The sequence below is a fragment of the Azorhizobium doebereinerae UFLA1-100 genome, assembly GCF_000473085.1.
In the GTDB taxonomy this organism is placed as follows: Bacteria; Pseudomonadota; Alphaproteobacteria; order Rhizobiales; family Xanthobacteraceae; genus Azorhizobium; species Azorhizobium doebereinerae.
The window spans coordinates 76,978-90,495 of the sequence record NZ_AXBA01000029.1 but is presented as its reverse complement, the minus strand read 5'-3'; the positions used below and the strand labels follow the sequence as shown (position 1 = coordinate 90,495).

The following is a 13,518-nucleotide window of genomic DNA, read 5'->3' as shown; positions in this document are numbered from 1 at the left end:
CCGGTCTGCGCCGTCACCAGCGTGTTGCCCAGCATCTGCTCGACGAAGGTCTTCACCTCCTCCACCGAACGGGCCAGGCGCACGCCGCCCTTCTCGCCCGCAGCCGCTTCCTTGAACTTGCCCTTGCCGCGGCCACCCGCGTGGATCTGCGACTTGACCACCCAAAGCGGGCCGCCAAGCTCACGCGCCGCNGCTTCCGCCTCGCCCGCAGCCAGAACCGGAACGCCGCGCGAAACCGGCGCTCCATACGTCTTCAGAAGAGCCTTCGCCTGATACTCATGGATGTTCATGGGGCTCCGTCCCTAAGGGTTGCGAACTGCCCTCCTCCCGGACGGGAGTGGAACACTTCGGGTTGAAACTTGCCCGCGGGTCGCCCCGCCGGCATGAAAACGGCGGCCCGCAAGGCCGCCGGTGGTCACGCTCTCACCGTCCGAGGTCCGGTGCGATCTTGAGGCAGGCATCCACCAGTCCCTGGACGGCGGACACCGACTTGTCGAATTGCGCGCGCTCGCCCCGTTCGAGCTCCAGCTCGACGATGCGCTCCACGCCGCGGGCGCCGATCACCGCCGGCACGCCCACATAGATGTCCCTGAGGCCGTATTCCCCCGACAAGGCGGCGGCCACCGGGAGCACCCGCTTCTTGTCCTTCAGGTAGCTCTCCGCCATGGCGATGGCCGAGGCCGCCGGCGCATAGAAGGCCGAGCCGGTCTTCAGCAGCTCGACCACCTCCGCGCCGCCGTTGCGGGTGCGCTCGATGATGGCGTCGATGCGCTCCTGGCTGGTCCAGCCGATGCGGATGAGGTCCGGCACCGGGATGCCCGCCACGGTGCAATAGCGCAGCAGCGGCACCATGCTGTCGCCGTGGCCGCCCAGCACGAAGGCGGTGACGTCCTCCACCGAGACGTTGAACTCGTCGGCCAGGAAGAAGCGCAGCCGGGCGCTGTCCAGCACGCCGGCCATGCCCACCACCTTCTGGCGCGGCAGGCCGGAGGCGCGCTGGAGCGCCCACACCATGGCGTCGAGCGGATTGGTGATGCAGATCACGAAGGCGTCGGGGGCGTATTTGGCGATGCCCGAGCCGGCCTGCTCCATGACCTTGAGATTGACGCTGAGCAGGTCGTCCCGGCTCATGCCCGGCTTGCGCGGGATGCCGGCGGTGACGATCACCACGTCGGCCCCGGCGATATGCTCATAGGCATTGGTGCCCAGCAGCCGGGCATCGAAGCCCGCCACCGGGGCAAGCTCGGCCAGATCCAGCGCCTTGCCCTGCGGCGTGCCCTCGGCCACGTCGAACAGGACGATGTCGCCCAACTCCTTCAGGCCCGCGAGCAATGCAAGCGTACCGCCGATCTGGCCGGCGCCGATCAGGGCAATCTTGCTGCGCGCCATGAAGGAGGGATCCTCGGAACAACAGGGGGATCACGGCTGGTGCCGAGCGGGGCTTGACTACTCCCATCCGCACAGGGGTTCAAGACACCCGCGTCTACGGCTTTCGCAGCGGTCCCCGGAATCAACCGCCCCCGGACGGGCTCAGGTTTCCACCAGTCCGGTGGCATCCCCGCTTGCGGCGGAGTCGCCCCGGCCGTGCGGCTGGGACAGATATTCCTCCGACCGCATCTCGTGCAGGCGCGAGACGGTGCGGGCGAACTCGAACGCCTCGGTCCCGTCCGCCCCGCCATAGAGGCCCTCCGGGTCGGTGGCGGCGGAGGCGACGAGCTTGACGTTATTGTCATAGAGCGCGTCGATCAGGGTGATGAAGCGCTTGGCCTCGTTCCGCCGCTCGGGATTGAGCGCGGGGATATTCTCCACCACGATCGTGTGGAACGTGCGGGCGAGGCGCAGATAGTCCGACGCGCCGAGCGGGTGCTCGCACAGGTCCGCGAAGGTGAAGCGCGCCGCCCCGCCGCCCGCCAGCGGCACCGGCAGGATGCGGCCCTTCATGTGCAGTTCCATCGGCTTGCCGCCGTCCGGCCCGGCCAATTTCAGCCAGGTGGCGGCGATGGCGTCGTGCGCGGCGGCGTCCAGCGGATGGTGCCAGACCTTGACCCCGTCCAGCTTCTCCATGCGGTAGTCGGTGTTGGCGTCGAGCGCCAGCACCTCGGTGCGCTGCTCGATCATGCCGATGAACGGCAGGAACAGCGCCCGGTTGAGGCCGCCGGCATAGAGGTCCTTCGGCGCCACGTTGGAGGTGGCCACCAGCACCACGCCGTCGTCGAACAGGCGCTGGAACAGGCGTCCGAGAATCATGGCGTCGGCGATGTCGGTGACGTGGAACTCGTCGAAGCACAATACCTTGGCCTCCGCCGCCAGGGCCGCGGCCACGGGAACCAGCGGATCGGCGGTGCGGCGCTCGCCCCGCTTCTGGGCCTCGCGCTCCGCATAGATGCGCTCGTGCACGTCGGCCATGAACTCGTGGAAATGCGCCCGGCGCTTGGACACGTGGCTGACGGCGTCGAAGAACAGGTCCATCAGCATGGTCTTGCCGCGCCCGACCCGGCCGTAGATGTAGAGGCCGCGCGGCGGCGGCGCGGCGGCGCGGCGGTGGAACAGCCAGCCCAGCGCCGACGACTTCTTCGCCAGCGCCCGGTCCTTCAGGGCCAGTTCGAGCCGGGCCAGGGCCTCCACCACGCTCGCCTGCGCGACGTCTTCCTTGATGTCCCCGCCGGCCAGCATGGCCCTGTACCGCGCCAGAACGCGGCTGCCGCTCTCGATGCCCATGGCTCCTCCGGCCCGCGGCCCAGGGCCGTCGCCTCAGCTCTCATCGTGACGCCTCCCGCACTGCGGGAGGGCTCGGCCCGTGCTCTAGACGCCCGTCCGCGCGCCCGCAAGCCGGAGCCTGCGCCTTCGGCCCTGGAAGCGGAGGAAACCAAATCCGGAATGGGACGTTGCTTTCCCGTGTGAGCGCAGGGCGCGGCGGCGGAACGGCCGCCTTCGGGCACCTTGCGCGTCGTCGATCCGCGGCCGGCGCCCCCGCGCCCAGCGCGACGGATCGCCAACCGCCCCGCCCGCCAGCCGGAGCGGGGCAAGCAGCGAAAGGAACAGCCAATGAGCACGTCTCTTCTGCGGACCGCCGCTTTCACTTTGGCCCTCGCCACCGGCGCCGCCGGGCTCTCCGCCGCCGCCTCGGCCGACGATTCCGTCAACCAGGTGAACGACAGCATGGTTCAGCAGCGGCAGATGGACTACCTGAGCCGGCACGGCGGCTACATGCTGATGCAGGACCAGTATTCCCAGGCGGTCGGCGGCCGGAACTCCACCATGGTGGTGCCCGCGCCCCGGGTCTACGTGCCGGTGACCCCGACCTACGTGGTCACGCCCGAGCCGTCCTACGGCGCGGTTTACGCCCCCGCCTCGCCTTACTAAGGCTCCCTCCACCGGCTTTTGTCCCCCGGCGCGAGCCCCCGCCCGCGCCGGGGGACGATTTCCTTAACCGCGCCTCCGCAACGCCTTCGTCCGGGCGGTTCCGGCCCTGGACATTTGGTCTCCGCCATGGCCCAACCTTGGGTTCCGGAGCGGGATGCGGGTGCGCGCAGTGAAGTTCAGGCCTTCCCAAGACAGCGTGACGGACCAAGACGGCATGTCCGGGCACCGGCCGCTCCTCCACCGGCTGAGGGCCTGGCTGGACGACCACGACCCCGGCGGCATCGACCAGTTCCGGGCGTTCGATCTGGCGCTGGCCTACGTCGTCATCATCATCCTGGGCTATGCGACATCCCGCATCTTCGGGCTGCATCTCGACGTGATCTTCCCCATGGTCGGGGCGATGACCGCCTCGGTGCTGATCACCTTCACGCCCGCCGCCTCCATCGCCATCGAGGCGAAATCCTTCGCCCGCGTGTTCGGCGTCACCCTGAGCTTCCTGCTGCTGGTGGCCATCATCGGCCCCGGCAACCACGAGACCAACGGCCTCATCCTCAAGCTGATGCTGGTGCCGCTGTCGTTCGTGGCCATGTACCTGCGCCGCTACGGCATGGAGGGCCAGCGGCTCGGCATCGCCCTCATCATCATCGCCACGGTGGCCGCGATCCTGCGCCCGACCCACGAGCAGGGCACCTGGCTGCTGCTGGCCTCGGTGGAAGGCTTCATCGTCACCGCCCTGATCCGCCTGTCGCCGTTCCGGCCGAGCGCGATGCAGGCCTATAACGACGCCGTGGTGGATGCCGTGCGCGGCGTCGGCGACTATCTGCGCCTGCTGGCGGACGCCATCCGCGCCGGCCACGAGGTGCCCAAGCCCGCCGAGACGGTGCTCCACCGCCTCCGGGTGCGGGTGCGGGTGGCGCTGCTCGCCGCCACCGCCGAGGCCCCCGACGCCCGCGCCTGGGTGGAGGCGGTGCGTACCAACGTCTATCGCCTGCGCGTCGCCACCCAATTGCTGCGCGACTGCATCCCGCCCGTCCATGCCGAGGATCCCACCCGCCGCAGTTGGGCGGTTCCGGTCGCCTCCATGGCGGAGGAAGTGGCCCGCCACCTCGACCGCATCGGCCACGGGCCGGAAGCCCGCGACCTCAAGCTGGACACGGCGCTGTCGCGGCTGCGCCGCGCCGCGACCGCCGCCGACATCGACGCCAAGGTGCAATTGACCCTGCTGCGCGCGGTCACCGCGTTCGAGCGCCTCGCCCTGCTGGTGGGCGGGCTGGAGAAATTCCGCCTCGACCGCCCGGTGGAGGCGAGCGTCGCCGCCTTCGCCAGCCCGCCCGCGCCCAAGGCCGCGTCCCAGGCAGCCACGTCCGCCGCCCCCGCCACGCCGCTCTCGGCCACCCCGGCCATCCGGGTCGCCATCCAGGCGCTGATCGCCACCAGCTTCACCACCGGCCTCGACATCGTCATCGGCCTCGACCACGCCTATTGGGCGACGATGACGGTGATGTTCGTGCTCGGCAACAGCCTGGGCGAGACCTATGTGCGGGTGCGCTACCGCACCTGGGGCACGGTGCTGGGCGTGCTGGTGGGCGTCGCCGCCGTGCACATGCTGAGCGACGCGGTGTGGTTCCTCGCCGTCATCTGCCTGATCGGGCAGGTGGTGGGCCTGCTGACCATGCGCGACCGCTACGACATCGCCTCCGCCGCCACCGGCCTGTCGGTGGTGGTGGGGCTGCATCTCGTCACCGGCCTCAGCGCCGAGGGCATGATCTCGCGCATCTACGAGACCGCCATCGGCGCGGTGGTGGCGCTGGTGGTGTCCTATCTGGTGCTGCCCATCTACGGCAGCGACGAGGTGCTGACCCAGGTGAAGACCGTGGTCGCCCGCTGCCGCTCGGCCTTCGCCGGCTGGTGGCCGCGCGGCGAGAAGCGGGAATCGGTGAGCGCGCTGGCCTGGGAGATGCGCCCGGTGATGGAGCGCCTGCCGCAGATCGACGCGGAATCCTCGCTCGGCCACCGCACCGCCGGCGACGTGGTGAACCTGGTGTCCACGCTGGACATCCTCACCACCTATCTGGCCCTGCTGGAGGACGCCGCGCAGCGCCTGTCCGCGCTCTCGCCGCCGGAGGAGATCGTCAACGCGCTGGAGGCCGCGCGCTCGCGCACCTTGCAGGGCTTCGACCTGGCGCTCGGGGATGCGGCGCCGGAGGCGGAGATCCGCGGCGCGCCGCAGGTGGAGGCGGCGCTGTCCGCCGCGCTCGGCGACACCACCGACGAGACCTCCCGCCGGCTGCTGCCGTTCGTGGCCGACTATCTCGCCTTTTCCGACGCCATCCTCCAGCCGCTGGCCGACCTGCGCACGGTGCTGAACCCGGCCCCGGCGAGCCCGGCGAAGGCGAAGGACAAGGCGGCGGACGGCGCGCAGGAGGCGGCCTGACCGCGCGCCGGCGTCAGCCGCCCGGCACGAACGGGCGGAAATGCTTGGACAGCTTCAGCCCCTGGCCCTGGTAGTTGGAGCCGAGCGCCTCGCCATAGAGGTGGCTCGGCCGCGCCGCCATGCGCTCATAGACGAGGCGACCGACCGTCTGGCCGTGCTCCAGGATGAACGGCACCTCGCGGGAGCGCACCTCCAGCACCGCCCGCGCATGCGCCCCGCCCGCCGGGGCATGGCCGAAGCCGGGGTCGAAGAAGCCGGCGTAATGCACCCGGAACTCGCCCACCAGCGGGTCGAACGGCACCATCTCCGCCGCCTGGTCGGGGGGCACGTGCACCGCCTCGCGCGAGGCGAGGATGTAGAAGGCGTCGGGGTCGAGCACCAGGGAGGTGCTGCCGCGCGCGCGCAGCGGCTCCCAGAAATCCTCCACGTCGAGGCCGCCGCGCTTGTCCACGTCCACCACGCCGGTGTGCTTCTTGGCGCGGAAGCCGAGGATGCCGTTCCAGGCCTCACCGGCGAGATCGACGCCGAGGGCGATGCCGCCCCCCGCCACGTCCGGCGCGTCGGAATCCACCAGCCGCTGCTCCTGCTGGAGGTTCAGCAGTTCCAGGTCGGACAGGCGGGAGACCCCGCGGCGGAAGCGGACCTGCGACAGCCGCGAGCCGGTGCGCACCAGGATGGGGAAGGTGCGCGGCGAGATTTCCAGATAGAGCGGGCCCTCATAGCCCATGGGGATGGCGTCGAACGCCCGCGCGCCGTCGGCGATGACGCGGGTGAAGACGTCGAGCCGCCCGGTGGAGCTCTTCGGATTGGCGGAGGCCGCCACGTCCACGGGCAGCCGCAGCTTCTCGAACAGCGGCACCAGATAGACGCAGCCCGTCTCCAGCACCGCCCCGTCGGCGAGGTCGAGCTTGTGCAGCGCCAGCTCGGACAGGCGGTCCTTCACCGTGATGCCGGCGCCGGGCAGGAAGCTGGCGCGGATGCGCCAGGCGCTGCGCCCCAGCCGCAGGTCCAGGCTCGCCGGCTGGATCTGGTCGTCGTCCAGGGGACGGCGCGTCCGAATCCCGCCTTCCTCGGCGAGCGCCGCGATGGCCTGCGCCGGGAGAATGCCTGCTCTTTGCTGTTCGGCCACGCTCAGCTCCGCTTCCGCTCGTCGCGTTCGTTTTAACGGACGCTTCCCTTGACGCCAAGGTGGCGAGGGATTTAAGTGCCGAACGCTCGTGGTGAATTTGAGCCGGCCGGCTTGCTGCCACGTTAAACAAATCGCTAAAAGGCCGGGGAACGTCACAAGGCGCTTTCGCACCCTCGTGCACGGGTCCCGGCCTCGTCGGAAGGCTTATACCGTGGCGTCGACGTTCATCCCCCCGGATCCCGCAACTTTGCATCCCGAGACCCTGCTCGTCCATGGCGGCACCACGCGCTCGCCCTATGGCGAGACGTCGGAGGCGCTCTACCTCACGCAGGGCTTCGTCTACGACAGCGCCGAGGCCTGCGAGGCCCGCTTCAAGGGCGAGGACCCCGGCTTCGTCTATTCGCGCTACGGCAACCCCACCACCGCCATGTTCGAGGAGCGCATGGCGCTGCTGGACGGGGCGGAGGCCGCCCGCGCCACCGCCTCCGGCATGGCGGCGGTGAATGCGGCGCTGCTGTGCCAGCTGAAGTCCGGCGACCATGTGGTGGCGGCGCGCGCGCTGTTCGGCTCCTGCCGCTGGATCCTGGAAGACTTCCTGCCGCGCTACGGCGTCGAGACCACGCTGGTGGACGGCACCGACCTTGCCGCCTGGCAGGCCGCCGCGCGGCCCAATACGCGCATCTTCTTCCTGGAGAGCCCGACCAACCCGACGCTGGAGATCATCGACATCAAGGCGGTGGCGGACATCGCCCATGCCGCCGGGGCGAAGCTGGTCGTGGACAACGTCTTCGCCACCCCGCTGCTGCAGAAGCCATTCGCGCTCGGCGCCGACATCGTGGTCTATTCCGCCACCAAGCATATCGACGGCCAGGGGCGGTGCCTGGGCGGCGTGGTGCTGGCCTCGCAGCAGTTCGTCACCGACCACCTCCAGACCTTCCTGCGCCAGACCGGCCCCTCCATCTCGCCGTTCAACGCCTGGGTGCTGCTGAAGGGCCTGGAGACGCTGGGCCTGCGGGTGGAGCGGGCGCAGGCCACCGCCGCCACGCTGGCGGACACGCTGGCCGGCGCGCCGAAGGTGGAGAAGGTGCTCTATCCGTTCCGCGCCGACCATCCGCAGGCGGCCCTCGCCCGCCGGCAGATGCGCGGCGGCGGCACTCTCGTCACCTTCGTGGTCGAAGGCGGCAAGGACGGGGCCTTCCGCTTCGCCAACGCGCTGAAGGTGATCCGCATCTCCAACAATCTCGGCGATGCCAAGAGCCTGCTCACCCATCCCGCCACCACCACGCACCAGCGCTTCACGCCGGAGGCGCGGGCGGACATGGGCATTTCCGACGGGCTGGTGCGCCTCTCGGTGGGCCTGGAGTACCCCGACGATTTGATCGCCGACCTCGACCAGGCGCTCAAGGCGGTCTGACCGCCGGGCGGGCTGGACAACCCTTCGCCCCTCGCTACCCTGGTCCCACGCCTCCAACCCGGAGGCGGGAGACCGGGGGATGGGACGCAGGCTGGCGGGGCTGGTCTCGGAGGGCCTCGACGCCGCGCTCCGCGCGGCGCGCTGGCTGATCCTCCCTGTCTCCCTGCTGCTGTTCCTGCAATGGCCACTGCGCGAGTTGGTCCGGGCCTATTCGCGCGAGGCCAACGACCTCGGCCAATGGATGTTCGCCCTCTATGTGGCGGTCGCCGTCACCGCGGCGACGCGGGCCCGGGCCCATCTCGCCAGCGACCTGTTCGCCCACCGCTACCGCGCTCCCACCCGCGCCCGCCTCGCGCGCGTCGGCGCGGCGCTGGGCATGCTGCCCTGGTCGATCTGGCTCCTGGTGACGGGCTCCAGCCTTACGGCGCAATCCCTGGCGAGCCTGGAATCCTTCCCCGAGACCTACAATCCCGGCTATTTCCTGGTGAAAGCCGCCATGTGGCTGCTGGCCCTGCTGGCCTTCCTCCAGGCGCTGCTCGACGTCTTCGCCGCGGACGCGCGCCCCGCGGACCCCCATCCATGAGCGCCTTCGGCCTCGTGCTCCTGCTGATGATCGGCCTCGGCACGGTGTTCACCGGGCTGCCGAACGTGGTCATCCTGCTCGGCACCGCTGTGGTCGGGCTGGTGGTCGGGCTGCTCAGCGGCACGATCGCGCCCAACCTGCTCTATGCCCTGCCCGCGCGCATCGTGGACCTGATGAGCAGCGACCTGCTCCAGGCCCTGCCTTTGTTCGTGCTCATGGGACTGCTGCTGAACCGCCTGCCGGTGGCCTCCGCATTGTTCCACACCGGCCTCGCCCTCCTGCCCCGCTCCGGCGCCAGCGCGCCGGTGGCGGGGCTCGCCATCGGCGTGCTCATCGGCCCGATGAACGGATCGGTCGGGGCCAGCGCCATGGCCCTGTCGCGCACCATCGCGCCGGAGATGCGCGCCCGGCACGTGCCGCTCGCCACGGTCCAGGCCGTCACCGCCACCGCCGCCACGCTCGGCGTGGTGGTGCCGCCCTCGCTGGTGCTGATCCTGCTGGGCGACGCCATGCTCAACGCCCATACCGTGGCGCTCAACGCCACCGGGCGGATGGAACAGGTCGTCAATACCCAGAACGTCTTCCAGGGCGCGCTGGTCCCCGCCGCCCTGTTCATCGGCGGCGCCGTGCTGATGACCCTGTTCCTCTGGCGCCACCGGCCGGGGCAGGTCCGCCCCAGCCATGTGCCGCTGCGGCGAAGCGACGCCATCATCAGCGCCCTGGCCCTGCCCTTCGTCGGCGGGCTGCTGGCGAGCGTCACGCTCGGCTATGTCTATCCGGTGGAGGCGGCCGCCTGCGGCGCGCTGGTGCTGTTCGTCGCCGGATTGGCCAGCGGCCACGTCTCGCGCGCCACCATCGGCCCGCTGCTCGACCAGGCCATGCGGATGACCGGGGCGCTGTTCGCCCTGCTCGCGGCGGCGACGACGCTCACCCTGGTCTTCCGGCTGTTCGGCACCGACAAGCTGATCGCCGACGCCATGCTGGCCCTGCCCGGCGGCCCCCACCTCGCCACCGGCGCGGCGCTGGTCGTCCTGGCCGCCTGCGCCCTGGTGCTCGACGCCTTCGAGATCGTGTTCGTGATCGTGCCGATCATCGTGCCGCCGCTGCTGATGCGCGTGCCCGACGCCACCTGGGTGGCGGTGCTGATCCTGCTGACCCTCCAGCTCAGCTTCCTGCTGCCGCCGCTCGGCTATGCCCTGGTGGTGACGCGCGACATGCTGAAGGGCAAGGCCTCCATGCCGGCGGTCCTGCGGGCGCTGCTGCCCTATGTGGCGGTCCAGGTGCTGGTGCTCGCCAGCGTCTTCGCAATCCCCGCCCTGGTCCATCCGCGCGAGCGGTTCGGCCTCGCGCCGCCGGCCGCGCCGGCGCCCCTCACCCCGGACGAGATGCGCCGGAACCTGGACGAGATGCTGCCCCCGCCGCCCGATGCGGCACCTGCGGCCTTGAACTGAAAGCCTCATGCTCGCATCCTGCCGGTGCATCCATTTCCTCGCCATCCGTGGATGCATGGAAAGGGACGCGTCAGCATGTACCGGGCGACCACGCGCAAGATCCAGGTCACCGCGACGCCGCGCTATGTGGCGGAACGGTCGGAGCCGGACGAAGGCCGGCATTTCTGGGCCTACACCATCGAGGTGGTGAACCTCGGCCGCACCACGGTGCAGCTCAAGGCGCGCCACTGGGTGATCACCGACGCGCGCGGCCATGTGGAAGAGGTGCACGGCTCCGGCGTGGTGGGCGAGGAACCCGTGCTTCCGCCCGGCGGCCGGTTCGAATATACGAGCGGTGTCCCGCTCTCCACCGTCACCGGCATCATGAACGGGCGCTACGACATGCTCACCGAGGGTGGCGAGACCTTCTCCGTGGAAATCCCGGCGTTCTCTCTCGACATTCCCCATATGCCCCGGGTCCTGAACTGAAGCGGCGGCGCTGATGACTCTGGCGAGAGCCTCACGGGTGCAAAGGGAGGCCACGCCGGCGCTCGACCTGCGCCCCATCGCGGCGACGCTCGGCACGCTGCTGACCATCCTCGGCGCCAGCATGCTGCTGCCCGCGCTGGCGGATTTCCGCGCCGGATCGGGCGGCCAGGGCGCCTTCGTCGGCTCGGCGGCGATCACCATCTTCGTCGGCGTGCTGCTGACCGTCTCGGGCCGCGCCGGCGGCCGGCTGCGGCTCGACCTGCGCCAGGCCTTCCTGCTCACCACCTCGGTCTGGGTGGTGCTGTCCCTGTTCGCCACCCTGCCGCTGATGTGGGGGCCGCCGCACCTCAGCTTCGTGCACGCGCTGTTCGAGAGCGTCTCCGGCCTGACCACCACCGGCTCGACGGTGATGAGCGGGCTGGACGCCGCCGCCCCCGGCGTCCTGCTGTGGCGGGCCATGCTGCACTGGTTCGGCGGCATCGGCATCGTGGTCATCGCCATCGCCGTGCTGCCGGCGCTGAGCATCGGCGGGATGCAGCTGTTCCGCACCGAATCCTCCGACCGCTCGGAGAAGTTCCTGCCCCGCGCGGGGGCCGTGGCGAAGGGCCTGCTGACCGCCTATGTGGTCCTGAGCATCCTGTGCGCGACGGGATATGTCCTCGCCGGGATGCCGCTGTTCGATGCCGTCACGCTCGCCTTGTCCACCGTGTCCAGCGGCGGGTTCGCCAATTCGGATTCCTCCATCAGCGTATTCGCCAACCCGGCGGTGGACTATGTGGCCATCGTCTTCATGCTGGCGGCGAGCCTGCCCTTCCCGCTCTATGTGCGGGCGCTCGGCGGCGACGTGTGGAAGCTGTTCCGCAATTCAGAGGTCCGGCTGTTCTTCGCCATCGTCGCGGCCTTCACCGTCGCCTCCTTCCTGCAACAGGTGTTCCAGGGGGTGGCGGAGGGCGAGCCGGCGCTGCGCGGCGCGCTGTTCACCGTGGCCTCGCTGGTCTCCACCACCGGCTTCATGTCGGTGGACTACACCAATTGGGGGCCGCTCTCCGACGCGCTGTTCTTCGTGCTGATGTTCCTGGGCGGCTGCACCGGCTCCACCGCCGGCGGGCTGAAGAGCCTGCGCCTGCTCATCGCCATGAAGGCGGTGCGCCAGCACCTGAAGCGCATCTCCTACCGCAACGGGCTGTTTCCCATCCGCTACGGCGGCGCGCCGGTGGCCGACGACGTGGTCGCCTCGGTGCTCGGCTTCATCTTCCTCTACATCGCCACCTTCGCCGTCGCCAGCGCGCTGCTCAGCGCCCTGGGGCTCGACCTGCGCAGCGCGGTGTCCGCCACCATCGCCTGCCTGTCCAACGTGGGGCCGGGCCTCGGCCCGCTGGTCGGGCCGGCGACCACCTATGCCAACCTGTCCGATCCGGTGATCGGCATCCTCACCTTGGTGATGCTGCTGGGCCGGCTGGAGATCGTGACCGTGCTGGTGCTGACCCTGCCGCGCTTCTGGATGCGCTGAGGCCCGGAGACCGGAGACGGCCCCGGGGATCAGGAATCCGCGTGGCCCAGCACCTCCTCGGCGGCGAAGCCGTAGGAGCGGCCGCAGAACTCGCAGGTCACCGTCACCCGCCCGTCGTCCTGGATCATGTCGCGCCGCTCCTCCGGGGAGAAGCTGGCGAGCACGCCCGCCACGCGCTCTCGCGAGCAGGAGCATTGCGCCGCCAGCGGCTGGGTCTCGAACACCCGCACGCCCCGTTCGTGGAACAGGCGGAACAGCAGCTGTTCGCCGGACAGGGCCGGATCGATGAGTTCCACGTCCTCCAGGGTCGTGGCCAGGGCCTGCGCCTCGGTCCAGGCGTCGTCCTCGTCCACCGCGTGGACCGCAGCGCCTTCCGGCGCATCGCCCGGATGCAGGTCGGCCTGCGCCGCGCGGCCGGCCTCCTCCGGCAGGAACTGCACCAGGAAGCCGCCCGCCCGCCAGGAGGACGCCCCGCCGGCGTGCAGTTCCTCGCCCACGGCGAGGCGCACGCGGGTGGGGATCTGCTCCGACTGGCGGAAATATTCGTGCGCGGCCTCCTCCAGCCCCTCCCCCGCCAGGGCGACCACGCCCTGGTAGCGGTTGACCGAGAGGCCCTGGTCGATGGTCATGGCCAGATGCCCGCGCCCCAGCAGCTGGGCCGGCGCGGCGGCGTTGCCGCCCTCGGCCGCCGCCACGGCGTCCGCATCGAAGCGGGCATAGGCGCGGATCTTGTCGGGGGTGACGAAGTCCACCACCACCATGTCCACCGGCCCGTCGGTCTGGGTCTGGAGGATGAAGCGGCCGTCGAACTTCAGCGAGGAGCCGAGCAAGGCGGTGAGCACCACCGCCTCGCCGATCACCCGCTTCACCGGGGCGGGGTAGGCGTGGTGGGCCAGCACCGCGTCGAGGCCGGCGCCGAGGCGCACCACGCGGCCGCGCACGTCCAGCCCCTCCACCTGGAACGGCGTCACGCAGTCGTCCGCGTCCAGCCGGGGGGATCTCGCCTCTTCAACCATGGGGGCTCCACGCATCACAAAAGTCACCGGCCCCGGACCTGCCGAAGCATCCGGGGGCCGATCCGGCCAAACGCCACGCGCCCACCCCGCGACGGGGTGGGCCTTGCCGACAGGTGGTATCGGACCCGCGCTTTGTCCAGTCGGACCGGG

The 13,518-nt window shown here is 70.5% G+C and carries 12 protein-coding genes and 1 riboswitch; of the genes, 7 read left to right on the top strand and 5 right to left on the bottom strand.

From position 1 onward, the window contains the following. The 3 genes from YU1_RS0119530 to zapE all read right to left on the bottom strand — a co-directional run. On the bottom strand, window positions 1-290 hold a 290-nt coding region (locus YU1_RS0119530; protein ID WP_029005525.1), incomplete at its 3' end, for an ATP-grasp domain-containing protein. Window positions 291-423: 133 nt separating this feature from the next. Beyond that, a complete protein-coding gene (mdh, locus tag YU1_RS0119525; RefSeq protein ID WP_029005524.1) occupies window positions 424-1,389 on the bottom strand; it encodes a malate dehydrogenase in 966 nt (321 codons plus the stop codon). Window positions 1,390-1,530: 141 nt separating this feature from the next. Then, entirely contained in the window at window positions 1,531-2,718 is a 1,188-nt protein-coding gene (gene zapE, locus YU1_RS0119520) for a cell division protein ZapE (RefSeq protein WP_029005523.1), read from the bottom strand. Between the two features lie 327 nt (window positions 2,719-3,045). Here zapE and YU1_RS0119515 point away from each other — a divergent pair, with 327 nt between their 5' ends. Together YU1_RS0119515 and YU1_RS0119510 are read left to right on the top strand one after the other, a co-directional pair. Next, complete coding sequence (locus YU1_RS0119515) at window positions 3,046-3,363, top strand: hypothetical protein (protein ID WP_029005522.1); 318 nt, start codon at window positions 3,046-3,048, stop codon at window positions 3,361-3,363. Window positions 3,364-3,577: 214 nt separating this feature from the next. Next, window positions 3,578-5,797, top strand: coding sequence for an FUSC family protein (locus YU1_RS0119510; protein WP_156922276.1), 2,220 nt, complete (start codon window positions 3,578-3,580; stop codon window positions 5,795-5,797). A 13-nt stretch (window positions 5,798-5,810) separates the two neighbouring features. Here the strand turns inward: YU1_RS0119510 and YU1_RS0119505 are convergent, their stop codons facing one another. Further along, complete coding sequence (locus tag YU1_RS0119505) at window positions 5,811-6,926, bottom strand: 2'-deoxycytidine 5'-triphosphate deaminase (protein WP_035715956.1); 1,116 nt, start codon at window positions 6,924-6,926, stop codon at window positions 5,811-5,813. 78 nt (window positions 6,927-7,004) lie between these two features. Next, window positions 7,005-7,084: riboswitch (SAM riboswitch) on the top strand. A gap of 53 nt (window positions 7,085-7,137) precedes the next feature. On the opposite strand from YU1_RS0119505, the gene YU1_RS0119500 reads away from it, so the two are divergent. The 5 genes from YU1_RS0119500 (at window position 7,138) to YU1_RS0119480 (ending at window position 12,352) form a co-directional block, all read left to right on the top strand. Then, window positions 7,138-8,340 (top strand): O-succinylhomoserine sulfhydrylase, encoded by a 1,203-nt coding sequence (locus YU1_RS0119500; protein ID WP_156922274.1) that lies wholly within the window; start codon window positions 7,138-7,140, stop codon window positions 8,338-8,340. A 79-nt stretch (window positions 8,341-8,419) separates the two neighbouring features. Next, entirely contained in the window at window positions 8,420-8,923 is a 504-nt protein-coding gene (locus YU1_RS30240) for a hypothetical protein (protein ID WP_051357039.1), read from the top strand. Then, window positions 8,920-10,374 carry a TRAP transporter large permease subunit gene (locus tag YU1_RS0119490; RefSeq protein ID WP_029005518.1) on the top strand — a complete coding sequence of 485 codons (1,455 nt, stop codon included), beginning with the start codon at window positions 8,920-8,922 and terminating at the stop codon, window positions 10,372-10,374. Before YU1_RS30240 ends, YU1_RS0119490 begins: the two co-directional genes overlap by 4 nt. A 75-nt stretch (window positions 10,375-10,449) precedes the next feature. After that, window positions 10,450-10,842, top strand: coding sequence for a Co2+/Mg2+ efflux protein ApaG (gene apaG / locus YU1_RS0119485; RefSeq protein ID WP_029005517.1), 393 nt, complete (start codon window positions 10,450-10,452; stop codon window positions 10,840-10,842). Window positions 10,843-10,855: 13 nt separating this feature from the next. Next, window positions 10,856-12,352, top strand: coding sequence for a TrkH family potassium uptake protein (locus YU1_RS0119480; RefSeq protein ID WP_051357038.1), 1,497 nt, complete (start codon window positions 10,856-10,858; stop codon window positions 12,350-12,352). A 29-nt stretch (window positions 12,353-12,381) separates the two neighbouring features. On the opposite strand, the gene YU1_RS0119475 is transcribed toward YU1_RS0119480, so the two are convergent. Next, the gene (locus YU1_RS0119475) at window positions 12,382-13,368 is read right to left on the bottom strand and encodes an Hsp33 family molecular chaperone (protein WP_029005515.1); all 987 of its coding nucleotides are present in this window, start codon (window positions 13,366-13,368) and stop codon (window positions 12,382-12,384) included. Window positions 13,369-13,518: the final 150 nt, after the last annotated feature.